The organism is Pseudomonas sp. CIP-10 (assembly GCF_020911845.1).
Lineage (GTDB): Bacteria > Pseudomonadota > Gammaproteobacteria > Pseudomonadales > Pseudomonadaceae > Aquipseudomonas > Aquipseudomonas alloputida.
Genome location: NZ_CP087160.1, coordinates 3,632,997 through 3,659,349 on the forward strand (window position 1 = coordinate 3,632,997; position 26,353 = coordinate 3,659,349).

The window sequence follows — 26,353 nt, forward strand, 5'->3', positions numbered from 1 at the left end:
CACAGGCAAACTCGACCTTCAGGTGTGAGTGATATCCCGATCCTTGGTCTCCGGCAGGAAGAAGATCCCCAGCACCGCCGTCATCACGGCAATCACGATCGGGTACCACAAGCCGTAATAGATATCCCCGGTCGCTGCCACCATGGCAAACGCCACGGTCGGCAGGAAGCCGCCGAACCAGCCATTACCGATGTGGTAAGGCAGCGACATCGAGGTGTAGCGGATGCGCGCCGGGAACAGCTCCACCAGCCAGGCGGCAATCGGCCCGTAGACCATGGTCACGTAGATCACCAGAATGGTCAGCAGCAACAGCACCATCGGGTAGTGAATTTTCGCCGGGTCGGCCTTTTCCGGGTAGCCCGCCTCTTTCAATGCACCACTCAGGGTTGCGGTAAACGCTTCGCTTTGCACCTTGAAGTCGGCCGCCGCCAGGCTGCTGCCATCAAAGCTCGGCAATACCCGTTCGCCAATGCGGATCTGTGCCACGCTGCCGGGCTCCGCCGCTTCGTTGGTATACGGGATGGCGCGCTTGGCCAGCAGGCTCTTGGCAATGTCGCAGGAGCTGGTGAATTTGGCCTTGCCCACCGGGTCGAACTGGAATGCACATTGGCCCGGGTCGGCCACCACCACCACCGGGTTCTGCTCCTGGGCAACGAATACATCCGGGTTGCCGTACTCGGTCAGTGCCTTGAAGATCGGGAAGTAGGTCAGCGCGGCGATGATGCAGCCGGCCATGATGATTTTCTTGCGGCCAATCCGGTCGGACAGGCTGCCGAAGAAAATGAAGAACGGTGTGCCGATCAACAGCGAACCGGCAATCAGCAGGTTGGCGGTCTGCGGCTCGATCTTGAGCGTCTGCAACAGGAAGAACAACGCGTAGAACTGCCCGGTGTACCACACCACGGCCTGGCCGGCGGTGCCGCCGAGCAGCGACATGATCACCACCTTGAGGTTGTCCCAGCGGGCGAACGATTCGGTCAGGGGCGCCTTGGATGCCTTGCCCTCGGCCTTCATCTTCATGAACACTGGCGACTCGTTCAGCTGCAGGCGGATGTACACCGAAATCGCCAGCAGCAGAATCGACAGCAGGAACGGTATCCGCCAGCCCCAGGCCTCGAACGCTTCCGTCCCCATGGCCGTGCGACAGGCCATGATCACCAGCAGCGACAGGAACAGCCCCAGGGTGGCAGTCGTCTGGATCCAGGCAGTGAAAAATCCGCGGCGGCCCTTGGGCGCATGCTCGGCCACGTAGGTGGCCGCGCCGCCGTACTCACCGCCCAGCGCCAGCCCCTGCAGCAAGCGCAGGGTGATCAGGATGATCGGCGCGGCCACGCCGATCGTGGCGTAGCCCGGTAGCAGGCCCACCACTGCGGTGGACAGGCCCATGATGACAATGGTGATGAGGAAGGTGTACTTGCGCCCGATCATGTCGCCCAGGCGACCGAACACGATGGCGCCGAACGGTCGGACGGCAAAGCCGGCGGCAAAGGCCAGCAAGGCAAAGATGAACGAGGTGGTTTCATTGACGCCAGCGAAGAAGTGCCTGGCGATAATCGCGGCGAGTGAGCCGTACAGGTAGAAGTCGTACCACTCGAATACCGTGCCCAGGGACGAGGCGAAGATGACCTTGCGCTCCTCCCTGGTGATGCCGCGTTGGGGCGCGCTGCTGCCCGTGGATGCGCTGTCGAGAACCGCCATGGGTTGCCTCCGTCATGTTGTCATGCAGGCCGGAGCACCTCACAACTACTTCACCGTCGCACCCAGGCCCTTGAGCTTGCTTTGTTTGCGCGAAGCACGACGAGGCGGGCCGCCTCGGATCGCAGCAAGGTAAATGAAGCATAATCGGGATTGCCTGGATATCCACCCGCCAGGCCCTGCACAAGAAGGCGGCCTGGACTACACGGCAGCACCGGGTGATGGGCGATATCGGGTTGGCTGACGATTTTGGCGGGGGCGGTTTCACCCGCCAGGCACTACCGGCCCCTTCAACTCGACCTGATTACCATCCGGGTCGTAGCAGTAAAGCGAAAGCCCCTCGCCTTCGGCACCATAACGCTTCTCTGCAGGCTCCACCTTTACCCCGGCGGCTTCCAGATAGGCCGTCAACGCGGCCTCGTCAAACGGCTCGATGCGCAGGCAGAAATGGTGCAGGTTGCGCCCTTCCACGCCCGGTGCCGCTCCGCCTGGCTGCCCCAGCGGGCCATCCAGGGTTACCAGGTCGATCATCGCCGTGCCCGTGGCCAGGTGCACCATGCCCAAGTCTTCGCGCACGCGGCTGACGGTGCAGCCGAGCAGTTCGGTGTAAAAGGCAACACTGCGCGGCAGGTCGCTGACCCGCAACACAAGGTGGTCGATGTGCTTGATGGTGAAAGGCCGCATGCCGGGCTCCCTGTGGCGTGTTTGCGAATACGTTCGCCACCATAGCCCAGGTTCACGCGGCGTGACCAGAATCAGCTACTCGTTCACCAAGCGTTGCAGAACGCCCCCTTCATGGCGCGTCAGGATACGCAGCAACTGGTCGACCAGCGCCCGGTCCGGCGCATCCAGGTGGAAGTGGTGCCCGCCTGGGTGCCAGGAGACTTTCGCCTGGCTGGGCAAGGCGGCCTGACGCCGGGTAAAGGCCTCGCCGGTGAAGGCCCCCTGGCGGCCGAACAGCAGGTACAACGGGCAGCGGATCTGACTGAGCAGGTCGCAGGCTTCGCGCTCGGTCAGTGGCATGGGTTCGGGCAATACCAGCCGCGGGTCGTGGCGCCAGCAATAGCCATCGTCCAGCTGTAGCAGGTCGCGCAGCGCCAGCAGCCGAGCGGCACCTTCCGACAGTTCGGTGTCCAGCCGCTCGCGGCGTTGCGCCAGGGCGGTGTCCAGGTCGTCGAAGCGACCAACATCCGGCTCGGCAAAACCCGGCAACTGGCTACGCTGTACCATGCGCTTGAGCCGGTAAGCCCGCGCCAGGTGCTGCACGCGGTCATCCTCGGCCACCGTGAACGGTGCCCCCATGCCGTCGAGGAAGGTCATGCTGGCAATGCCACTGGTCATGGCCGCCAGCAGCGACGCTATACCGGTGCCCATCCCATGGGCCAGCACATGAAATTGCGCCAGGCCCAGGCTATCGGTCACCGCCAGCATGTCTTCGGCATGCTCCCACAGGTAATAGCCGCTGTCGTGGCGACGATGCCCGGAACGGCCATGGCCGATCAGGTCGGGGGCCACCACGAAGCAGCCGTCCAGCATCGGTGCCAGGCGCTCGAACGAGGCAGCGTTATCCAGCCAGCCATGCAAGGCCAATATGGGAATACCGTCTTCTGCCCCCCAGGTGCGAACCGCTATTTCAACGCCATCGAGGTCTAGCAGGTGGTCTTTCGGACTGCACAGCGAACGCATTGCGATTCTCCTTGGCTGAAGCCTGCACCATGGCCTGCCTCACCCTCTCGCAGATGCTCCCTCGCTGCCAGCCCCCCACCGACCCGCGCATACGCAGGACCGACTGCTGCCAACAACTATCTACCGCACCCCGGCGCCTTGATCAGCGTGGACTGTCTCCCCCCACAAAAGAGATGGTGACCATGACAACCCCGACACCGTTACATCAAAGCCAGATAACCCGATCGTTACCGAAATGGAGCAAGGCGCTCCAACCCACGCATACGCGCAAAGTGGTGCAGAGCCTGTACAAGGAGTACCTCGATGAAGATGGCACCCCTTACTCGTGGTATGCCACTGCCGATGAGCCAATGCGCGAGCAGTTGCACAACGCGTTGCAAACCCGTAACAAACGGCTGGCGCAGGTCAAGCAGGCGCTGGGCGAGTTCAAGGACATCATCGCGTTCTGTGGCCCTCTGTTGACCGAGCGGTTGAAGCTGAATGTACCCGTAGACAGGGCGCAGTATGTGTTCCAGCCCTTTGAGTCAGAGGCCAACATCTGGGTTGGCGTTCCCGATGTGGAAACGCCTTTGGTCCCGGACGTGGAAGCGGACGTGCTGGCCACCCGCCCCGTAGGCCAGCCGCAAACACGCAGTTTGCTGGAGGCTGCCCTGCACAACTTCGAGGGGCTGGACGAAGTCGGTCCCTACAGCAGGCTCACCGACGCCGCTGGCAGCGACACGCCCCTGGCAGGCCTGACGATGGCGGACTTCGTGAGACATTGTCGGGCACTGGACCTTGGCAAACGCTATCAAGACCATTTGCTTGCAACCCATGAAGGCGCCAATCGCGCTGAAATCCAGCGCCTGTCGATTGCAGCGAACCGTGAGGCCTTGAGGGTCCAGGCATTGATCGCCAAGCTCAAAGGCCTGCTGAGCCAGGCCGGGCTCGATGCGCTTGGGCAACTGTGCGACGGCAAGCCTCACCCCACCTATGAAAACGAGGCGTTGCATTGCTGGCACTTCAACCTGTTCGATACCCCCGTCCACGAAATACTGTTCATCGGGCCAGACAACCCTTACCGCAAGAACCCCTGCATTGTGTATGTCCCTGGCGACAGCGAGCACCCGGTCAGGGAGTTCGCTTCTCGTCAGGAAGCGGGCAAGCACCTGCGCAGCCGGCTATTGCAAAGCGAGTTTCGCCGCGCTTTGGTGCATTTCGCCTACAAGGACAGGCAAAAAGAACTCGCCGTAAAGCTGGACATCGCGCTGTTCGAAGAGGATGAAGCGGGCATACGCAAACCCCGCATCATGCCAGTGATCCCTTTCACGCTCTCGCCCATCAGGACCGACCCTTGGACGTCCTTGTACAACGCACACCTTGCGCGCATGAAGGCCGACGCAAAAACCATTGCTGTGCCTACCGCCGAAGTCGACGCCAACGCCCGCAATGAGCGTCTGAAGTACTGGTTCGACCTGGGGATGAACGTGCTGAATGTCGCCGCGTTCTTCGTGCCGGGTTTGAACACGGTCATGCTAGGCGTTTTTGCTTACGACCTGATGAGCTCTGTTTTCACCGGGTTCGAGGCCTGGGAAGAAGGTGATACCCGGCAGGCACTGGCGCAGTTGGAATCGCTGGCCATCAACGCGGGCGTGATTGCCGGCTTTGCAGTGGGCACCAGGATCGTCCAGGCGTCTGGCTTTGTCGATGCACTGAAACGTGTATGGCATGAAGACAAGGAGGTGCTCTGGCACCCCGACATGAAACCCTATGCGAGCACGGCGGCTATTCCTGAGGGGGCTCAACCCGATTTGCTCGGCCATGTACACGTCGATGGGAAGACCTACCTGAAGCTGGATGGGACCCTGTACGAGGTGTTTCAGGGCACTGATCAGCAATGGCGCGTGCGCCACCCCGATGACGCGCAGGCCTATGCCCCACGCTTGCTGCATCAGGGTAACGCCCGCTGGCAACTGGCCCATGAGCAGCCTCTGGAATGGGACCGCGAACAGCTCGCGCGCCGCCTCGGCAGCCATAGTGCAGGCCTGGACGACAGCGAACTGGACCATGCCATGCGCAGTACCGGTACCGATCCAGACGTGCTGCGCCGCACCCAGGCAGCGGGCCTGCGTCCACCCGCTTTGTTGATCGACACGCTGCAGCGGTTGCAACTGGACAATCAGACACAACAGATCATCAGCTGCGTACGCCATGGGCTGCCGCTGGCTGCGTACAAGAACTTTGCCTTGCCCGAGTTGCTGCGCCTGCCGGGGTGGCCCGAGGGGAACGCGCTCAAGGTTTACCAAGGGCCAGAACCCTGGGGCGAATCTGTGCGCTACGGCCCCCCTCACACGCTGGGCCAGACAGAAATCGAAATTACCCGTACCGATCTGGATAATGGCCAATTGAGCCAGACCGTGCTGGATCAGATGGATGAAGAAGCCATTGGGCATTTGCTCGGTGACACACCAGCCGAGCACCGATCGTCCGTACTGAACAATAAGCTCGCGCAACACCTGGAACAGCATCGCGAGGCGCTGTTCGAGAGCCTGCAACAAAGACACCGTCCCACACGCCCAGCAACCGCACAAACCCTCGCCCGGCAGTTTCCTGGGCTGCCGGACAGCGCGCTTGAAGCATTACTTGGCAATATCAGCAACGCCGAACGGGAACGCCTGACCAACGGCCGGGTGCCGCTTCGCATTGCCGAGGAAGCACGCCTTCTGCAAGCTCGAGCGCGGCTTGACCGCGCCCTCCTCGGCCTGTTCAGGCCTAGCCTGGCCAACGACGACAGTCTACGCATCAAACAGGCGCTGCAAGCCGCGCACCCGCAGGCTGACCCGGCCCGGTTGCTGCAACTTGCCCTTGACGATCGCCAGCACTGCGCCTCACTGATCGGCCAGCAACCCATCAACCCCAGGTTCCGCTCCCCTTTGCGGTTGGCCAACGGCCAGCTGGGCTATCCCCTGAGCGGCCGTGGCCTGCAAGGACGAGCCTTGCCGGCTGCACGTCGACTCCGGGCGCTCTACCCCGAACTCAACAGCGAGCAAATCAGTGGGCTACAAGCCGAACTGGCTCGAGGAGGCGACCTGGGTAGCGCCATCAACCGGCTGGAGGTCGAGCAGCGTACCCTCAACCGGGATCTCAACCGCTGGGTAAGCACCGCCCGCACCCTTGAAGAGCGCTTTGATCGCCAGCAATGCACCGAGCGATTGATGAGTGCTTCGCGCCGTGAAGGCGGCGCGCACGCCAAAACACTGGTACTGGACCGTATGCAGCTCGAAGCGCTACCCGCTTTCACTGCACGTATGCCGCATATCCGCAATCTCAGGCTCGAGGGGTTACAGATGCGGCGCCTGGAGGTCAGCTTCCTGGCGAACTTCCCTAACCTGGAAACCCTGGAAATCATCGGCAACCCGGACATCGATGCCGAAACATTGTTCGAGGCGCTCAGGTCGGCACCACGGCTACGCGAGCTGGGCCTGACAGACAATGGCTTGACCACCCTTTCACCCACCGCCCAACAGGTCATCGGGGCAATGCCCGGCCTGCGGCTACTGTGGCTCAGCCGCAACCGGCTGCAACTCGACACCAACAGTTTAGGCTTCCTGACGCGCTTGCCCCTGGATGCCCTCGGCCTGGGCCACAATCAAATCACACTTGACGAAAGCCTTGCCGCCCAGTTCCAGGACATGATCCACCCCACTGTACTGCACCTGTCAGGCAACCCACTGCAACTGCCGCCCGACCTGCGCTTCATGGCCCGTCTTGTCCACCTGGAGCTTGAGCGTTGCGAACTGCAGCAGTGGCCCGACAGCCTGACCGTCCTGATGAGCCAGCCCCAGTACCAACTGCGCTACCTGAACCTTTCGTCCAACCGCATTCGTACCCTGCCAGACTTGCCTGGTGTGCTGCGTACCCCGTTTGCCCGCGATGTCGCCGCGCACTTGCCGGAGCGCCGCTGGCTGTTCAACTACAACACCCTGGAAGCCCAGACACGAGCACGCCTGGGCAGCAGCGGCGTCAACGTATTCGAGCACGCAGAAGACGTGCCACTGTGGCAAGGCATTTTCCGTGGCGAGGCGAGCAGTGCCGAGGAGCAACTGTGGAGCGACCTGTTTGACCAAGGTGAAAACGCAGCGCTGCTGGGCGTACTCGAACGTCTTGCCCAATCGGCAGAAGCGCAGCGTGATGGCGAGGCCCTGAGGGCACGCGTCTGGAAGCTGTTGGATGACGCGGCCCGCGACACCGCGCTGCGTGAACGCCTCGCCACCGTGGCCGGCGACTTCCCGCCAACCTGTGGCGACGCAGGTGCCGACGCGTTCAGTGCCTTAGAGATAGAAGTGCTGGCCCACGAAGCGGCAGCCGTCGCCGGTAGTCGACCCGCTGATCTACTGAGCCTGTATGGCAAGTTGTACCGACGCAGTCAGGTCAATCAACTGGCCGATCGCATCAGCTGGAGAAGGTCCTTGCGCAAACAGGCGCTGCTCGACGGGGCCTTCGATGAAAACCTCCCCCCCTACGATGAGCTGGACGACCCCTCAGCCTTTCCAGACAGCGAACTTCAAACGGGGCTGGTGGACGATGTCGAGGTACGTTTGGCCTTGCGCCAGTCGTTGGCCAGCGCGCTGGACTACCCTGAGCCGAGCCGAGGCATGCTGTACCGCAATACGGCCAGAATCAACGACACAATCATCGAAATGGTGAAAGCTGCGGTCCGTTCCCTGGACAGGGATGCCATCGCTCGGGAGCAATGGTTGACCCAGCAGCCGGGCTGGGTCGAGTACTTGAAACGAGAGCATGCGGCACAGTTCAGCCTGATCACCGACTTCTGGCGGCCAGGCCTTGACTACCTCTATTACTGCCTGGATGAAACCGCCGACCCGGTGACATCCCTGGACAGCTCTGTGCGACGAGCCTTGGCCAGGGTCATGCCTGAAAGCCCGGTGGATGCTGAGGGCAGGCTGCGGCGCGTCGTGCTCAACGAGCAGCAGTATCGCCAGGGCGTGGACGCGCTGACTGCCGAGCAGCAGCAGGTTGAAACCGGTCTGCTGATCAGCCTCACCCGCCAGACGCAAACAATCGGCCGCTGACCCCCACTCACTGCCCGCGCAGGTCTTCGAAGAAGGCCTGCTTGCCGTCCACCTGGCTGGACGCCCGTGGGGCCGCTGCGGCGTCACCACTGACGGCCTCCACGTGCCAATAGCAGTGCTGCACTGCACGGGTCACCGCCACGTAGGCCAAGCGCTGCACTTCTTCCTTCTGTGCCGAGTCGAACGGTTGAGCATCACCTGCCCTGCCCAGCCCGGCCTGACGGTATACCTGGTTCTTGTAGGGTGAGCTGGTCAGGTACTGGCAGTCACCCAGCATGAACACCGCATCGGCCTGTAAACCCTTGGCACTGTGGTAGGTCAGCTGGCGCAGCCGGCGCTGCTCGGCCGGAAGCGCCGCGTCGGCGTGCAGCACGCTTTGCAGGTGCTCGTTCATCAACGCTCGGTCACTGCCCTTGCGGTACAGCATCATGACCGTCTCACCCCGCTGGTAATGCTCGACAAGCGTTTCGCCCAACGCAGCCTCGTCACGGTCGAACACCTTGACCGGCGAGCCGGGCAACTCAGCCGCCGGGCCACTGGCGCGGGCTTTCTTGCCGGCAATCGCCGGGGTGCCCTTGACCAGGTGCTCGGCCGCATCGATCACCTGTTGCTGGCATCGGTAGTTGTCGACCAGCATCACCCGCGTGTTGGCCGGCGACGGGAACGCCTTGGTGAACTCCATGAAATACTTGGGCGAGCTACCACGCCAGCCGTAGATCGATTGCCAGTCGTCCCCCACGCACAGCAACGACGAATGCTGGGCATGGCGCCCGGTGTGCATGGCCGGGCCGCGGCGCCGTATTTCGGCGAGGCTGGCACGCAACCAACTGACGATCTGTGGCGACACGTCCTGGAACTCGTCGATCATCAGGTGCGCCAGCGGCCGCAGCAACGGATCGGGCAGCAAGTGCAGGTTTTCTGGGTTGTTCTCGCCAAACAAGGCGAACATGCGGTTGTAGCTCATCACCGGCGGCGACTGGTCCAGCAGGTGCGCTTCCAGGGCTTTCCAGTACAGCGCCAAGGCCTCGAAGAACAGTGCATCGCTATCGCCGGACGGAAAGCTCATCGCCGCCACCGCTTTGTTCACCTCCAACCCAAGGTTTTCGATGAAATTGGCCGCACTGACGAACGCATCCAGCAGCGGCGCCGGGGCCAGTTCGCCCTTGACCTTGTACTCGAATCCAGGGCCGGCCACGGCATCGCCCGCCAACGATGCCGCCAGGCGCCTGGCCATGGCGTAGTTGTCGAGCCAGATCAGCGGCCTGTCGCAGAACGCCTGCAACAGTGTGCGCTTGACCGCCCACTCGGCACGCACGGTCAGCTTGGCGCCGGGGCGCTGGTACTGCGCGCTTTGTGCGGGGTCGAAGCCCAGCACCACCAAAGGCCCCTGGCCTTCCAGGCGGCCATGCACATGGAAGCGGCTGCCACGGATGTCGACCGTTTCGCGGCAGGGCTCGATGCCCTTGATCGGCCAGACGCCAGCGGCGAACCACAGGTCCTCGATCACGTCGCACAGTTCTTCGTCGCGCTGGGCGGCCAATTGGGTCACCTGTGCGCGCTTCTGCACATCGGGGTTGTTCGGGTCCAGCGGTTTCAGTTGCAAGGCTTCGCTGCGCAACTGGCCGACCAGCTCGGCAAAACGCGGGCTCTCGCCCAGCAAGCTGCTGTAGCACTGGTTCAGCTGCTGGCGCTGGGCATCGTTCAGGCGCAGGTCGAACGGGTTGCTGTCGGCCTCGGCCTCACGCCCGGCAGGCATCTCGTGGCCCAGTGTTTCAAATGCACGCACCTGGCCGAAGCCCGGCAGGCTGCGCACCAGCGGCAGGATGCGCGAATGGAACGTGCGCACCAGCTCGCGGGCCTGCGCAGGCTGCAGGTTGATCTGCCACAGGGCGAACACCTGCAGCAGGCGCTTGATGAAGTCCTTGCGCGACTCGCGGGTGAAGGTGACCACGGTCATCGCATCCAGCTCGTAACCCAGGTAATGACGCAGCAGCAGGATACGCAGCACCAGCGACGTGGACTTGCCTGCCCCGGCGCCTGCCACCACGCAGGTAGACGGGGTGTCACTGAAGATCAGCTTCCATTGCGCGGCGCTGGGCTGGGCTTCGGCGGGCAGGCGCTGGGCGACATCGGCCTTGAAGCGCTTCTTCAACTCGGCCGTCAACGGCAGGCGCCAGTCGTCGAACAAGTTGTCATCCTGGCCTGGCACGGCGGCGCTGTCGGGGCGCGTATCGCGGATCACCAGCACCTGGCGCCCCGCTTCATAGCCCTCCACCCGACCACGCTCGAACCCTTCACGCACGCCATCGGCATGGCCAGTGCGCTGGCCTGTGGCGTGGCCGAGGAACCACGAGTCGCGGTGCTGGGCTTGCAGGCGGGTCAGGCCACGCCCCAGCAAGCGGGCGGCCAGGCGGCGAAACCAGGGCAACTGGGCAGGAGGGGTAAGGTCGGCGGGGGCCAAGGGTTGCTCGTGGGCCACGGTCACTCCGTTGAAAAACAAAACAGCAGGCATGTTCGCCGCATCGACGAAAAATCGCCAGCGAATGCTTGCAGATCAGTGGATTAGGCGATGAAGCGAATAAAACATCGCAGAAAAAACATCTATAAAACAGATTGTTTTAAGCCGATATTTACGCTTATTTTCGATGTTTCTTTAGCGCATCATGGCGTCATTCCACTGATTCAAGGAGCACGACCATGCTGCAACTGCGACCCTTCGAAAGCCTCGGCCACGCCAACCATGGCTGGCTCGATGCCCACCACCATTTCTCGTTTGCCGAGTACTACGACCCGGCACGCATGCACTGGGGTAACCTGCGGGTTTGGAACGACGACCTGATCGCGGCCGGCAGCGGCTTCCCACCGCACCCGCACCGCGACATGGAAATCATCACTTATGTGCGTGAAGGCGCGATCAGCCATCAGGACAGCCTGGGCAACAAGGGCCGTACCGAAGCCGGTGATGTTCAGGTAATGAGCGCCGGTACCGGCATTGTGCACAGCGAGTACAACCTGGAAGACATCGATACACGAATTTTCCAGATCTGGATCGTGCCGGAGCGCACCGGTGAAGCACCGCAGTGGGGTAGCCGGCCGTTCCCCAAAGGCGAGCGCGGCGAAGGCTTCGTGACCTTGGCCAGCGGCCGCGCGGGTGACGAGGACAGCCTGCAGATCCGTACCGATGCCCGTCTGGTGGCTGCCACCCTGCGGGCGGGTGAAACCGCCGAGTACCGCTTCGATGCCGCACGCCGGGGTTACCTGGTGCCGGCCAAGGGGCTGGTGGAAGTCAACGGGTTGCGGGCCAAGGCGCGCGATGGCGTGGCGATCGAGCAGGAAGCGGTGCTGCGGGTGACCGCCATCGAGGACAGCGAGATCGTGCTTGTGGATGTGGCCTGAAAACCAGGCCTGTGACAATCCATGTCGCAGCGCAAGGCGGCTCCCATGGAACAACCGCTAACCCGTCCGGTTAGCAGGGTTTTATGGGGGCACGCTTGCAGCCCTGGACCTGCCCGGCTATCGCAAGGCAGCCTTCAAATATTGGCGCCATCAGCCAGCCTGCACTAGCGTTGTGCTACCAGCCAGCCCAACGTTCCTGCGGAGTACTCGATCATCATGCCGGACCTGCGCCCGAACCCGACGCTGTGCCTGGAGTACCGTGCCGAACAGCCCATTCACCACGCTTTCATCCAGCAGGCCAGCCGCTGCCCGGCGGCCATTGCCATCATTGGCCAGCACACAACCTGCAACTACTCCCAACTGGAGCAGATCAGCGCGGGCATTGCCGCGTTTCTGGTTAAAAACGCCACCAGCGGCACCGATCGTGTGGTCATCGTCACCCGCCGCAGCGCCGCCCTGGTATACGCCATGCTCGGCTGCCTGCGTGCCGGCCTGGCCTTCACCGTGGCTGACGCCGCTTACCCTGCCGCGCGTATCGAGCAAATCGTCAACACCCTGAAGCCTGCGGTGATACTGCGCTGTGCCGAGGCAACCGTCGACGTCGGCCAGCCCATGGTCGTCACGGTGCCTGAAGCCCCCGCGGAGGCGCTGCAGGCCTTCCCTCGCCAACCTGTCGCGCTGCCCGCTGTCAGCCCTGAGCAGCCGGCCTACATCACCTTCACCTCGGGCAGCACCGGTGAACCCAAGGGCATCGTTACCCACCACGCACCGCTGGTGCACTTCATCGACTGGCATGTGCGCCAGCACGGCTTTACCCAGGCCGACACCTTCTCGCTGCTTTCTGGCCTGGGCCACGACCCGGTATACCGCGACGTGTTCACGCCACTGTCGCTTGGCGCGACCATTGCCTGCCCGGCGCAGTCGACCCTGACCGACCCCTCACGGCTGGCCAGCTGGCTTCAGCAGCACGGTGTGAGCGTGATCCACCTCACCCCGCCGCTGGGCAAGCTGATCGAAACTGGCGCACACCTGAACGGCCAGGTTCTCGACCACCTGCGCTACCTGTTCTGGGGTGGCGATGCACTCAGCCCGACGCAGTACCAGCAGGTCCGCGCCATCGCACCGAATGCCGTCAATGTGAACTTCTACGGCACCACCGAAACCCCACAGGCCATGGCTTTCCATACCCTCGACCCGGAAATGGACAATGCCCGGGTGCCCTTGGGCAAAGGCATTGCCGATGCACAATTGCTGGTGATAAACCCGGCCAACCAGCTGGTCAGCGAGGGCGAGACAGGCGAAATCCTGATCCGCAGCCCCTACCTGTCGCGGGGATACTGGGGCGACCCGGGGCTGACCGAAGCCAAATTCATCGCCAACCCGTTCACCGCTGACGCGGCTGACCGCTGTTACCGCACGGGCGACCTGGGCACCTACCTGGCCGATGGCAGCGCCAGTTTTCTGGGGCGTGCTGACAGCCAGGTGAAAATCCGTGGGCATCGCATCGAGCTGGCGGAAATCGAGAACACCATCAGCCGGCACCCACACATAGGGCAATGCGTGGTCCTGGCCAACCACGAGGGTGCATCGACCCGGCTGGTGGCCTATTGCGTCGCACAGCAGGCCACCCGAGCTGACGAACTGCGCCAGGCCCTCGCCGGCCAGTTGCCTGACTACATGGTACCGGCGCTGTTCGTGTTCCTTGATGCCCTGCCGCTCACCCCAAACGGCAAGGTCGACAAACGCGCGCTGCCTGCTGCATTTGACGACAGTATCAGCCCACCGTTGTCACCCTTGGCCGAAAAGCTGAGTACAGCCTGGGCACGCATCCTCCAGGTGCCGCGCCTGGACGCCAGGTTGAGCTTTGTCGAGCTGGGCGGCGACTCGCTGTCGTTCGTACAGGCTTCGCGCGTGCTCGAAGCACTCATCGGCCACCTGCCTGAACGTTGGGAAACCCTGCCGGTGTGCCAACTGGCCGAGCTGAGTGCGCCACCCAAAGGCACGTGGCGGGTAATGGAGATGCCGGTGTTCATCCGCATGCTCGCCATCATCCTGATTGTGGTCGGCCACCTGGGCGAGTTCGACCACTGGCTGATCGTCGGCGAAACCTCGGTGCTGTTTCTGGTCTCCGGCATCGCCCTGGCGCGCTTTCAGCTCAAGGCCATCGAAGCGCGTGGCGATGCACGCACGCTGCTCAGGTCACTGGCAGCCATCGTGGTGCCAACACTGTTGTATACCGCATTGATCCAGCTGGTATTCGACCGGCTGCATTGGCAATCGCTGCTGCTGGTTTCCAACTGGTTCCCCGCCAGCGAGGTCAGCCTGTTCAACTATTGGTACATCGAAGTGTTGGTGCAGATGATCGTGATCATTGGCCTGGTGCTGTCGATCAAGCGCGTGCGCCAGGTGCTGGTTGCCGATCCGTTTCGCTGGCTGATCATCGCTGCCTGTGCACTGGTAGCGCTGGATGTGTTCCTCAACCAGTTCGTATTCGACGCCAGTGCCCTGCTCAACCGGGTACCCCAGCACTTCCTGGCGGTGATGGTGCTGGGCATGGCCGTGCACCATGCCGACACGACCTCACGCAAATGGGTGGCCAGTGCGGTGGCCGTGCTGGTGGTGGGTGAGCTGGACCTGATGGCGGTTGCCGGTGTTGGCTGGCAAGCGTTCACACGCTATGTCGACATCGCCCTCCCAGCGATACTGGCGCTTGTCTGGTTCCGCTCGGTGCCAGTACCCGCCCTGGTTGCGCGGGCAGGTGCGGTGATCGCTTCGTCAACCTTGTATATCTACCTGACGCATTTCCAGTTCGAGTCGGTGGCGGACCATGTTTTCAGGCACCCGCTGTTCGAGGTGGCCCTGGCAATCGCTGGAGGGGTATTGGTGAGCTATTGCTGGAACACCCTGTTACGTCTGCTGTTTACCCGCAGGCGCAAGCAGCACCAGGCGCGTGGAGCCGATCCAGCTGAGCGCGCCACCTCTGCCTGAACGAAGATGTCCCCGCCGGCGCATGCACTACGCGCGTCCGGCCAGTTCAGCCAGCACCTCGGCCGAGGTGGTGACCTGGCGGAAGTGGTGCTTCCACAGGTCGGTCCCCAGCTTGCCCGAGCGGTCCAGCGATGACCCTATTGTCATGTCTGTCACCAGCGTGGGCATCAGCCCTGCATCGAACAGGGCAAAGCCGGCGGCCAGCACGCAGGTTTCGGTCTGCAACCCACACACCAGCACCCGCTCGACACCCAGTTGCCGGATGTAGTCGATAGCTTCGGCACTTTGCCCATAGCCATGCTTGACGAACACCTGGTCGGCCTCGACCAGGCTCTCGTCCTCGGCCGCCGGGTGCCAACCGAGCTGGCGCTCGAACGGCGTGACCTGTTCATCGTGCAACTCGACCGAGGCTATGGTGGGAATGTTCGCTGACAACCGCCGCAAACCATCGACCAGCCACTCGGGCGGGCTGAAGGTGGACTGAACATCGACGATGAGCAAAACCTGGCGCATGGGCGGATTCCGGCACGGGCAAAAGGCGCGAAGTATAACGCGAAGCAACTGCCGTGGTCGCTGGACAGGCCCGGGGAACCATTCGGCGACTCTTTGCGCAGAAAAAGGGGCTGCTGCGCAGCCCCCCTGTTGTACCCGTAACAGCTAACCCCAGCGCCCCTCAACCGGCCAGGATGAAGTCTGCGGCGGTCACCGTGGTTGCATCTGCCACCCCCACCAAACGTATGGAGTCGGCAGCACCGATGCTTACCAAGGTGTCCGCACCAACATCGGCGATGGTCACACTGGCACCAAAGGTGGCTGCGGTGATGTTGAGGGCGGTGATATCCAGCCGGTCCTGGCCACCTGCCGCAATGGCATCGAAATTGATGATCAAGTCGTTGCCAAAGCCTGCAGCGAACTGGAACACATCGTTGCCATCGGTGGCTATCAGGGTGTCGTTACCGGCCCCACCCACCACCGTATCGTTACCTGCCGCACCGTTGAGGAAGTCGTTGCCGGCCCCCCCGATCAGGGTGTCGGTACCCACGTCGCCGAACAGTGTGTCGTTACCATCGCCGCCCTGCAGGGTATCATTGCCGTTGCCGCCATCCAGGCTGTCATCGCCAGCGCCCCCGTTCAGGTTGTCGTTACCGGCCTCGCCCAGCAACGTGTCGTTGCCGCCACCGGCATCGAGGCTGTCGTCCCCCCCTCCACCGCGCAGTTGGTCGTCACCCAGGCCGCCGAACAGCTGGTCGTTCCCGGCGTCGCCGTTGAGGATGTCGTTGCCGGCATTGCCGTTGAGCACATCGTTACCGCCGTCGCCGCTGAGCGTGTCATTACCTGCCCCACCGTCGATGATGTTGGCCAGCCCGTTACCCGTGCCGGTGAAGTTGCCCACCCCGGTATAGGCCAGGTTCTCGACGTTGGCGGCCATGGTGTGGCTGGCCAGCGTGGTACGTACAAGGTCCGTACCGGCCCCCGTTGCCTCGACCACTACATCCCCGGCGTCATCCACCACATAGGTGTCGTTGCCCACGCCACCCACCAAGCGGTCGGCACCCGCACCGCCGTTGAGCAGGTCGTTGCCGGCCCCCCCTGTGAGGGTGTTGGCCAGCGCGTTACCGGTACCGGTAAAGGCGCTGCTGCCGGTATAGGTCAGGTTCTCGACGTTGGCGCCAAGGGTGTAGCTGGCCAGGCTGGTCTGCACCTGGTCCGTGCCACCATTGAGTGCCTCGGTGACCGTATCCCCGGCGTTGTCGACCAGGAAGGTATCGTTGCCGGCACCGCCGTTCATGGCATCTGCGCCAAGCCCGCCGTTGAGGGTGTCGTTGCCATCCTCGCCATTGAGGAAGTCGGGGTCGTCACCGCCATTGAGGATGTCGTTGCCAATGCCACCGAACAGCTGGTCGCTGCCGCCCAGGCCGTTGAGCGTGTCGTTGCCGCCCAAGCCCGAGATCACGTCATTGCCTGCGCCACCGGTCAGGGTGTTGGCTCCATTGGTACCAACCAGTACAACACCCGGTGGCACGGTGACTGCAGCGGTCGCCGCCGAGGTCAGCGACTCCAGGGTGCCGAAGCCGTCGGTGTAGCGCACGATCACCCGTAGCTGCTGGTTACCCTGGGCGAAGCCGGGGGTGAAGGTGGCCGCCGTGGCCCCGGCAATATCGGCGAAGGTGCCGCCGGTGCCTTGCTGCCACTGGAAGCTGAAGGCCCCCAGGCCGTCGATGTCGGCAATTGCGCCGGTGAGCGCGGTCAGCGTCTGGCCTTGGTCGGGCGTGGTGTCGCTGATCAGCAACGCACCGGTCGGCGCATCGTTGACGTTGGCCACCGGGTCGAGAATGTCGGAGGCGACGCTTTCCTGCACGCCAAAGTCATCCACGTAGCTGACCACCACACGCATGTTCTGCCCCACTTGCGCCTGGGTCAGGACGAACGTGCTGCTGATGGCGCCGGCGATGTTGACCCAACCAACACCCCGGTTGGACTGCCACTGGAAGGTGAACTGAGGGTTGCTCAGGCCGTCGGCGTCGACGATGGTGGCCGGGTTGGCGGTGAGCGTTTGATTCTGCACCAGCAGCCCGGTCACGGTCGGCCCGGCGCTCGGCGCGCTGTTCGGCGTCGAATCGACGATTTCCAGCGTGCCCTTGGCATCCTGGTACACCGCACGCACGCGGATGTTCAGGCCGGCGACGTCGTCCGTGACGCGGTAGGTCGTACCGGTGACCCGTGTCGCTTCACCAGCGGCCACAACCGTGATGTCTTCATAAACCCCGGAACCCGGCAGCGCCTCGACTTGCCAGTAGTAGGCCACGGGGCCGTTCACCGCACCGGTCGCATTGGTTGCGCTGACATTGTCCGCGTCATGCACGGCGAGGTTGCTTACCCTCAGAAGCTGGCCACTGACTGGCGTATCGTCGCGCAGGCCGGTGGTAGCATCGAGAATCGCCAGGTGGCCGGTGGGGCCGGCGTTGACTGCCGTACCGACGCCAGAGGCCTGCGAACTGTCAGAGAACTGCAGGCGCTCGATGCCGGTCAGGTGGTCGACGCCATCACGACCAGCCACCAGGTCGGTGACGGTCACCGAGTTGCCATCGACCACCACGCTGTAGTCGGTGGACACCCCAGAGTACACCGCCGTGTCGTAGTGGTCGGTGCCGCTGAGTATCTCCCGCACGATCACCAGCTGGCCCGGCTTGTAGGTGCCATTGAGCATGAACGGCACCATCGGCTCCATGCTGTTGAAGCTGGCGATTTCCGGGCCGGTGCCATCAGGGTTGGCGCGTACGCTGATGCGCACGTTCAGCCACTTGTCGCCGTCGAGGATATCGTCGCCACCCCGGCCTTCGAGCAGGTCGCTACCGCTGCCACCGAGGATGATATTGCCACCGTCATAGAAGGTCGCCCCGGCCGCCAGCAGGCCGGCCAGGCCGTCGATCAGGCTAATGTTGGTCAGCACGCTGCCGGTAGCACCTGCAGTAGGCAGCGAGGTGGCGTCTTCGCTGTCGCCGCGCAGGAAGTCGCCATGCGCCGAGCCCGACAGGCCTTCCATGATGTCGAAGCGCACCAGCGTCGAAGCGCCCGAACCCGGTACCAGCGGCACATCGAAGAAGCGGTCGCTCATGTCGATGGACACGCCTTGGGCCAAGTCCTTGAAGGTTGCCCAGTCGTAGCCTGAGCCACCAATGTAGCGGTCACCAAACCCCAGGCTGCCGACCATGATGTCGTCGCCGCCTTCACCGTTGAACTTGTCGTTCTCGTTGCCGCCGACAAATACGTCGTTACCGATGATCGGGTCGTTACCGAGCGGGTCGAAGTTGTCGCCAGGCGCGCCGTCCGAGGTGCCCTTCTCGATCCAGTCGTCACCTTCGTTGCCCATGTCCTGCTCGTTGGCCTTGCTGCCGAGGATGAAGTCATTGCCCTGACCGCCGATGGCTTCGGAGGCGTCCTCACCAGTGACGATAAAGTCATTGCCGAAACCGCCGATGATCAGGTTGATGCCATTACCGCCATGCAACACATCGTTGCCGTCGCCGCCCTGGATGTTGTCGTCACCGCCCATGTCGCTGATGATGTCGTCCCCGGCCCCACCGCGCAGCTGGTCGTTGCCGTCGCCACCCTCGATGCGGTCGTTGCCGGCATCACCCCAGACCGTGTCGTCGCCTTCGCTGGAGACCAGAATATCGTCCCCGTTGGTGCCGCCCAGCACGATGTGCTCGGCACCGGCATAGCGGATGTAGTGGGTGTCCGGGCCAGCCGTCAGCGGGCTGTCGCGGAACACCACCTGCTCGCCGTTTTCGCCCAGCGGGTCGGCGCTGCCAAGGCCCTCGTTGTACTGCTTGGTCTGGTCCAGTTCCAGGTAGAAGCCAGGGTCGGAAAACACCAGGCCTGGCAGGTGGGTGGCCGAGCTGTTGGCCATGATCAGCTTGGCGAACGAGTTGCTTTCCAGCTCGGCGTTCATCGACAGGCCCGCGGTGCGCTCCAAATAGTAGAAACGGTCGCCGTCCTGCAGTTTCTCCATCTGGTTCTCGAACACAAAGTTGAAGGTGCTGCCGAGCATGCCGCCAAACGGTGCTTTTGCTTCCGCCAGGCCGCCGATCCACAGGTCGATGGCATCGACACCGGTCACGGTGACTGCCTTGAGGTCATCGGCAGTACCCAGTACACCGTCCTTGCCGGGCAGGGTCACATTGGCCCAGGCGCCGCTGCTGTTGAGGAAGTCCATGCGGTCGGCGGGTGCGCCATCGCCGCCGAACACCAAGGCCATGGCCGCGGCGCGTTTTTCCAGCAGGGTGGTGGCAGCGGTGATGGTGCTGTGGGTGCCGTAGGCCGCGATGAAGTTGATCAGCGACTCTGGATGTTTCAGGTGTTGCACCAGGTCGACCCAACTGCTGTACGGTTTGAGCTGGGTATCGCCGGTTTGCCCGTAGATTTCGCGGCGCACAGCGTTCAGCGAAGGGATACCGACGTCGCGGCCACGGGCGATGTTGATCGCTGGCAGGTCCAGTGGCAGGCCGAGCAGGTTGTTGCGCAGCGCCTCGGTGACGAACTCGTCGATTTCGTTACCGGCCTGGCGAGTGACCCCGCGCACGATAGCGCTGGTGGCGTCCTCGGGGGTTACGCCACTGGCGGCATAAGCCAGCGGGTTGAGGAAGGCCGCTATCAGCCCCAGTTGCTGATCGGGGTTGGCGCTGGCCGGGTCCTGGATGACGTTGAAGTCGATGTCGAAGCGGTCGACAGTCTCGGTCAGCATCGAGTGGCCGAAGCGGTACACGGTGTGGGCGAACTCGGCCACGATCGAGGCATCGAGGTCGACGTCGTACACCTGGGTCGGGGCAAAGAACAGGTCGACCCGAGGTTGCACGGTGCGGGCGAACTCCTCGAACACCAGGTGCTGGTACTGCATTTCGGTGCCGAACTTGGCCGCCTGGAACAGCCGCTCGCCATTCCACACCAGGGCACCGATCTCGGCCGGGGTGACTGGCAAGGCGCTGACCGGGTTGAGCAGCCATTCGTTGAGGAAGGCCAGGTCACCCGAGTCGAGCACGGTGTCCATGGTCTGCGCCACCAGCCGGTTGTGCTCGGAGTGGAAGATCGCATGCACGGCGGTCAGGCCGATGTTCTCGTTGACCCGGCCGTCACCGGCGATGTAGTGCGCGTCCAGCAGTTCGTTGTCGTAGGCCAGGTTGGCACCGGTCTGCGGGTTGACCGGCACGGCATTGCCGGCCACGTTGTCGGCATCCGGCGCCAGCACGCCGCCACTGAACACCGGCACGGCATTGTGGGCGATGTCGGCAAGGAACTGGTGCCCGGTACGCACGGCGTTGGTCAGGTCGAGCGGCGCCAGCGGGTTGCCTTCGACCTCCTGGTCATCAGCGGTGCCGGCAATACCGTCCAGGCCTTTCATCACCACCATCGGGTAGCCGTTGGGGCCTTTGATGAAGTTGCCGTAGGCGTCGGTGGCCAGCAGCGGCACGTTGTCGACGTCGGCATCGGTCAGGTTGATGCCGAGCAGGTCGCGGGCCTGGGCCTTGACCACCTTCCAGGTGGCCATGCCGCCAATTTCGGTGTCGTCGGCCGTGCCGAACCTGCCATCAGCGCCCAGGTCGCGATTGGTGATCAATCGGCCCGTGGCGACCGGGCCGTCGTCAGTCATGACATAGGCGCGCAGGAACACCTGGTGCGAGGGATGCGAGCTGTAGGTCTGGTTCTGGTCGACGAACGGCGTGGTGGTGTTGGTGTGTTCGCGGATGTCGTCGGCGTTGCCAAGGATGCCGTCCGGCCCAGGCAGGTTGGTGGCACGGGTTACCACCATGAAGTTGGTGAAGCCACCCTCCACGTACAGCGGGTCATCCGGTTGCAGCGGGATGTAGATGGTACCGGAGCCGCCCTTGGTGACCAGGTCCAGGCCATGGTCGAAGAACTGCCCGAAGAAGGTCATCCACGCGTTGAACGGCGCAGACAGCCCGGCATCGGCAGCGGTGTTCTCGAACAGGTACACGTCATGGTCGTCGGTGGTGCCGAACTGGCCGTCCATGCCTGGGCTGGCGACGATGCGCACGCCATCCTTGAGCACGTCGTCGTTGCCTGCGGCGCCGAAGTTGAGCACGCCATCCGCACCCGGGTCATACGCGGTGGCATAGGCTGCCGGGTTGTTGGAGGTCTGGTCGACAATCAGGTTGCTGATGGTACGTGGCTGCGAATCGAACACCGGCCCGCTGGTCTGCTGGTACGACGACCCCGGGATCGCCGGGGAACCTGGGCCGAAGAAACCGGCTGGCGCACCTTCGGCCGGGTTGAATACCGGGTCGGTCACGCGCGGGAAGACGTTGTCGGCGGCACCGTATTGGGTGTTGTTGTTGCCGTTCAGGTTCATCAGGTTGTTGTTCGAGCCATCCACCGCACGCAGGCCCATGGCTGCGCGGACGTTGGGGATCAGCGAGAGGATGTCCTGCCCGGCGGCATCGGCCTCGGCAATCTTGATTTGCGCGAGGATGAAGTTCAGGTCGGAGCGCACCATGTGCAGGCCGGCACCGCCGTCACTGGCATCCACCACCGGGGTGGCCACTGTCGGCACCACGGGCGCGCCAGGTTGCACCACGGTGGTAGGCTGCGAGTAAAGCACTTCGGTGGTGCCATGGGCATCCTGATAGATCGCCTTGACCCGCAGGCTCAGCCCGGCCAGGTCTGGCGACACCTTGAACGAAGTGCCATCGGCGCTCTGGAAGGCCAGGTCGCCGGCCGGTAGCAGGATGATGTCCTGGAACACACCGCTGCCCGGGTCGGCCTCGAACTGCCAGTAGTAAGACACCGAACGGTCGGCGAGCGAGCCCGTCGGGTTGCCCGCACTGATGTTGTCGGCGTCGAGCACGGCGGCCACGCTCACCGTCAGCATATCACCCACGGTAATCGCACCGCCGTTGCTGTCGAGCAGGGTCGGGCTGCCGGTGGGTTGTGCGTTCACCCCCTCCACCAGTACGCGCTGGCTATCGGCAAACTGCAGGCGCTCGATGTGCAACAGGGTATCGACGCCATCGCGGCCGGCCACGGTGTCGGTGACGGTCCAGACGTCATCGGCAACATCGGCGGTGCCCTTGGTGTTCTGGGTCACCACGTACTCGCTCTGTAGCCCAGAGAATATTGCCGTGTCGAAGGCGGCCCCGCCGGTCGAAGTGCCGGGCAGGATTTCGCGCACGGCCTTGAGCTGGCCGGGGTTGTAGGTGCGGTCAAGCATGAACGGAATCATGTCGGCCATGCTGTCGAAGCTGGCGATTTCCGGGCCGGTGTGGTCGACGTCGCCAGGGGCGTACACGGCGATGCGCACGTTGAGCCACTTGTCGCCATCGATCAGGTCATCGCCACCCCGGCCTTCGATCAGGTCACTGCCATTGCCGCCGAGCATGATGTTGCCAGTGGCAAAGCCGGTGGTGGGCAGGCCGGCATCGGCCAGGAACTGCTGCAGCCCACGTATCAGCGCCACGTTGGTCAGCGCACTGCCGGTGGCGCCGCCATGGTTGAGAATGGTCACGGCATCGACGTCGTCGCCCTTGAGCACATCGGCGTAGGCCGAACCGGACACCCCTTCGACCTCGGCGAACCTGTCCAGAATCGAGGCAGGCGAAGCGCCCACCGGGTTGAACACGCCAGCGTTCTGGTTAGGCGCGTTGCCATGGGGCTGAGCCAAGGCGGCCAGGCTGAGGTCCACGGTGACACCCACGCGGTCATTCTTGTTGGTGACCCAGTCGAAACCGGACATGCCATCCATTTTGTCTTGGGCATCGCTGCCGACGAAGATATCGTCGCCGCCCTCACCGATCATTTCGTCGAAGCCGCCGCCCCCGACGAAGATGTCGTTGCCAATGACTTCGTCACCCAGCAAGGGCGCGAAGTTGTCACCAGGTGCGCCGTCCTGGGTGCCCTTCTCGATCCAGTCGTCACCTTCGTTACCGGTAGGTGGCAGGTTGGTCTTGGCGCCGAGGATGAAGTCGTCGCCCTGGCCGCCGAAGGTGGTGCTGATGTCCTCGGTGGTGATGATGAAGTCCTGGCCATCGCCACCCAGGATCAGGTTACCGGCAACCCCCATGCTGCCAGCGACGATCACGTCGTTGCCGGCATTGCCTTCAAGGCGGTTGTCGCCGAACGAATCGGTGATGATGTCGTCGCCCGCGCCACCCAGCACCGCGTCGTTGCCGGCACCGCCTTCGAGCAGGTCATCACCGGCATCGCCATAGAGGGTATCGTCGCCTTCGCTGGAGATGATGATGTCGTTGCCAGCGGTGCCACCCAGCACCACATGGTCTTCACCGGTGTAATGCAGGAAGTTGCCGTCTGGCCCGACAGTATCGGGGTTATCGCGGATCACCAACGGAACGATTTCAACCCCGTTGATCTCGATGCCGCCAGTGGGGTCGGCCTTGCCGTCGGCACCCAGCCCGGTGAACTGGTTGGCCTGGTTCACTTCCAGGGTAAACGTGGGAGTGAGGAACACGGTGTTGGACAGGTGGGTGACGTCGGAGTTGGCCATGATCAGCTTGGCGAAGGAGTTGTTTTCCAGCTCCGTACCAAAATTCATGCCCGCCGTGCGCGACAGGTAGTAGAAGCGGTCACCGTTCTGCAGCGCTTCCAGCTGGGTTTCGAAGACAAAGTTGAAGCTGGAACCGAGCATGCCGCCAAACGGCATTTTCTTCTCGGCCAGGCCGCCGACCCAGAAGTCGATGGCGTCGACCCCGGTCACGGTCACCCCGGCAATGTCGTCGGCCGTGCCGGCGATGCCGTCCGCGCCGGCCAGCGTCACGTTGGCATAGGCACCGGTGCCGTTGAGGAAGTCGAGGCGGTCAAGGGGGGCGCCGTCTCCGCCAAGTACCAGTGCCACGGCGGCGGCGCGCTTGGCGGCCTCGGTGGTGGCCCCGGTAATGCTGCTGTGGGTGCCGTAGGCGGCAATGAAGTTGATCAGCGACGCCGGGTGCTTGAGGTGATCGGCAAAGTCGACCCAGCTGATGTAGGGCTTGAGCTGGCTGTCGCCGGTGGCGGCATAGAACTCGCGGCGGGCCTCGTTCAGGCTGGGGATGCCGGTATCACGACCGCGGGCGATGTTCAGCGCAGGCAGGTCCAGTGGCAGGCCGAGCAGGTTGTTGCGCAGGGCTTCGGTGACGAACTCGTCGATCTCGTTGCCCACCTGGCGGGTAACGCCGCGGATGATTGCACCCGCCGCTTCATCGGCCGTGGCCCCGCTACCGGCGAACGCCAGCGGGTTGAGGAACGCGGCAATCAGTCCCAACTGCTGGTCGGGGTTGGCCGGGTCGGCAGAAACCGGGTTGAACGCCGGGTCGTAGCGGTCGACGGTTTCGGTCAGCATCGAGTGTCCGAAGCGGTACACCACATGGGCGAACTCGGCGAGGATGGCCGGGTTGATCGAGGTGTCGTAGCCGTTGGGGGCGAGGAACTCGTCGATCTGCGGCTGGATGGTGCGGGCGAACTCTTCGAACACCAGGTGCTGGTACTGCATCTCGGTGCCGAACTTGGCGGCCTGGAACAGCCGCTCGCCATCCCACACCAGCGCGGCGATGTCGGCAGGCGTGGTGGGGATAGCGGTTACGTCGTCGATCAGCCACTCATTGAGGAACGCCAGGTCGCCCGCGGCCAGCAGAGTATCCTTGGTCTGCTGCACCAGGCGGTTGTGCTCGGAGTGGAACACATGGTGCACGGCAGTCAGGCCGATGTTCTCGTTCACCCGGCCGTCACCGGCGATGTAGTGCGCGTCGAGCAATTCGTTGTCGTAGGTCAGGTTGTTGCCACCCTGCCCGACCGGCTGTGCGTTGCCCACCAGGGTGTCGGCGTCAGCCTGCAGCACACCCCCAACCACCACGGGCGCGGCATTGTGGGCGATGTCGTCAAGGAAGCCATGCCCGGTGCTCACGGCATTGGCCAGGCTGATCGGCGCATTGCGGTCGCCCTCGACCAGCTGGGTGACGTCATCGGCGGTGCCAGCGATGCCATCGGCGCCGTTGTTCACGCGCATGACCACCTGCGGCATGCCGTTGGGTCCGCGCAGGAAGTTGCCGTAGGCATCGGTGGCCAGCAGCGGCACGCTATGCACGTCGGCATCGGTCAGGTTGATACCCAGCAGGTCACGGGCCTGGGCCTTGACCACTGCCCAGGTGGCCATGCCACCGCTTTCGCCGTTGCCATCGTCGGCGGTACCGAACTTGCCGTCGGCGCCCAGATCACGGTTGGTGATCAGGCGCCCGGTAGCCACCGGCTCACCTGCCGCGTTGACCGTGTATTCGCGCAGGAACACCTGGTGCGAGGGATGCGAGCTGTAGGTCTGGCTCTGGTCGACGAAGGGCGAGGTGGTGTTGGGCTGGCTATCGTCGGCGGTACCCACCACGCCATCGGCGCCGGCGGTGCGCACGGCGCGGGACAGCACCATGAAGTTGGTCGGGCTGCCGGCCACGAACAGTGGGTCGTCCGGGCGCAGCGGGATGAACACGATGTCGGTGCTGCTCTTGCTGACCAGGTCCAGGCCGTGGTCGAAGAACTGGCCGAAGAAGGTCATCCAGGCGTTGAAGCCGGCGGTCAGCCCGGCGTCTGGCGACACGTTGGGGATGAAGAACACAGGCTTGTCGTCAGCGGTGCCAAACACGCCATCGATACCAGGGCTCATCACCGGCGCGGCACCGCCGTTGGCCTCGACGGCGGCCGGGTTGTTGGCTGTCTGGTCGACGATCAGGTTGCTGATGGTGCGCGGTTGCGAATCGACGACATTGCCGGTGCCGACATAGTTGGCGCGGTAAGACGCTTCGAGCAGGCGCAGGAACGAGTTGTCGGCTGCGCCGAACTCGCTCTGCCCGGTGACCAGGTTGTTGTAGCTGCCATCCACCGTGCGCAGGCCAAAGGGTACCTGGCTGTTGGGCAACAGGTCGATCAGGCTGGCGCCATCGGCGTGTGCCTCAGCGATGAAGATCTGTTTGAGGATGAATTCAAGGTCCGACTTGCTGAAATTGGCCATTGCAGTTGCCCTCGAT

General features: G+C 63.5%; 9 protein-coding genes. 3 read left to right on the plus strand and 6 right to left on the minus strand.

What is annotated here, in order from left to right; all coding sequences use genetic code 11:
- Positions 1–18: 18 nt before the first annotated feature.
- The 3 genes from LMH93_RS16465 to LMH93_RS16475 form a co-directional block, all read right to left on the minus strand.
- The gene (locus tag LMH93_RS16465; protein ID WP_014860841.1) at positions 19–1,698 is read right to left on the minus strand and encodes an MFS transporter; all 1,680 of its coding nucleotides are present in this window, start codon (positions 1,696–1,698) and stop codon (positions 19–21) included.
- Positions 1,699–1,959: 261 nt separating this feature from the next.
- A complete protein-coding gene (locus LMH93_RS16470; protein ID WP_003250810.1) occupies positions 1,960–2,379 on the minus strand; it encodes a VOC family protein in 420 nt (139 codons plus the stop codon).
- 75 nt (positions 2,380–2,454) lie between these two features.
- Positions 2,455–3,381, minus strand: a complete 927-nt coding sequence (locus LMH93_RS16475) for an alpha/beta fold hydrolase (RefSeq protein WP_003250808.1) — start codon at positions 3,379–3,381, stop codon at positions 2,455–2,457.
- Between the two features lie 182 nt (positions 3,382–3,563).
- Here LMH93_RS16475 and LMH93_RS16480 point away from each other — a divergent pair, with 182 nt between their 5' ends.
- Positions 3,564–8,453: an NEL-type E3 ubiquitin ligase domain-containing protein gene (locus LMH93_RS16480; RefSeq protein ID WP_326839523.1), complete on the plus strand. Its 4,890-nt coding sequence runs from the start codon at positions 3,564–3,566 to the stop codon at positions 8,451–8,453.
- A gap of 7 nt (positions 8,454–8,460) precedes the next feature.
- Here LMH93_RS16480 and LMH93_RS16485 read toward each other — a convergent pair whose 3' ends face one another.
- Positions 8,461–10,965: a UvrD-helicase domain-containing protein gene (locus LMH93_RS16485; protein ID WP_108190703.1), complete on the minus strand. Its 2,505-nt coding sequence runs from the start codon at positions 10,963–10,965 to the stop codon at positions 8,461–8,463.
- A gap of 185 nt (positions 10,966–11,150) precedes the next feature.
- Here LMH93_RS16485 and LMH93_RS16490 point away from each other — a divergent pair, with 185 nt between their 5' ends.
- Both LMH93_RS16490 and LMH93_RS16495 read left to right on the plus strand, forming a co-directional pair.
- Positions 11,151–11,849 carry a pirin family protein gene (locus tag LMH93_RS16490; RefSeq protein ID WP_003250802.1) on the plus strand — a complete coding sequence of 233 codons (699 nt, stop codon included), beginning with the start codon at positions 11,151–11,153 and terminating at the stop codon, positions 11,847–11,849.
- Positions 11,850–12,065: 216 nt separating this feature from the next.
- On the plus strand, positions 12,066–14,837 hold the full coding sequence (locus LMH93_RS16495; protein ID WP_003250800.1) for an amino acid adenylation domain-containing protein: 2,772 nt from the start codon (positions 12,066–12,068) through the stop codon (positions 14,835–14,837).
- 27 nt (positions 14,838–14,864) lie between these two features.
- Here LMH93_RS16495 and LMH93_RS16500 read toward each other — a convergent pair whose 3' ends face one another.
- Together LMH93_RS16500 and LMH93_RS16505 are read right to left on the minus strand one after the other, a co-directional pair.
- Entirely contained in the window at positions 14,865–15,350 is a 486-nt protein-coding gene (locus LMH93_RS16500; RefSeq protein WP_003250798.1) for an isochorismatase family protein, read from the minus strand.
- A 160-nt stretch (positions 15,351–15,510) separates the two neighbouring features.
- On the minus strand, positions 15,511–26,337 hold the full coding sequence (locus tag LMH93_RS16505) for a peroxidase family protein (RefSeq protein WP_230064383.1): 10,827 nt from the start codon (positions 26,335–26,337) through the stop codon (positions 15,511–15,513).
- Positions 26,338–26,353 lie beyond the last annotated feature (16 nt).

What these genes read in the sequence shown, in the direction of transcription:
- LMH93_RS16465 (WP_014860841.1), bottom strand. Translation starts at nt 1,698, where the DNA reads ATGGCGGTTCTCGACAGCGCATCCACGGGCAGCAGCGCGCCCCAACGC.
- LMH93_RS16505 (WP_230064383.1), bottom strand. Translation starts at nt 26,337, where the DNA reads ATGGCCAATTTCAGCAAGTCGGACCTTGAATTCATCCTCAAACAGATC.
- LMH93_RS16500 (WP_003250798.1), bottom strand. Translation starts at nt 15,350, where the DNA reads ATGCGCCAGGTTTTGCTCATCGTCGATGTTCAGTCCACCTTCAGCCCG.
- LMH93_RS16490 (WP_003250802.1), top strand. Translation starts at nt 11,151, where the DNA reads ATGCTGCAACTGCGACCCTTCGAAAGCCTCGGCCACGCCAACCATGGC.
- LMH93_RS16475 (WP_003250808.1), bottom strand. Translation starts at nt 3,381, where the DNA reads ATGCGTTCGCTGTGCAGTCCGAAAGACCACCTGCTAGACCTCGATGGC.
- LMH93_RS16495 (WP_003250800.1), top strand. Translation starts at nt 12,066, where the DNA reads ATGCCGGACCTGCGCCCGAACCCGACGCTGTGCCTGGAGTACCGTGCC.
- LMH93_RS16470 (WP_003250810.1), bottom strand. Translation starts at nt 2,379, where the DNA reads ATGCGGCCTTTCACCATCAAGCACATCGACCACCTTGTGTTGCGGGTC.
- LMH93_RS16480 (WP_326839523.1), top strand. Translation starts at nt 3,564, where the DNA reads ATGACAACCCCGACACCGTTACATCAAAGCCAGATAACCCGATCGTTA.
- LMH93_RS16485 (WP_108190703.1), bottom strand. Translation starts at nt 10,965, where the DNA reads ATGCCTGCTGTTTTGTTTTTCAACGGAGTGACCGTGGCCCACGAGCAA.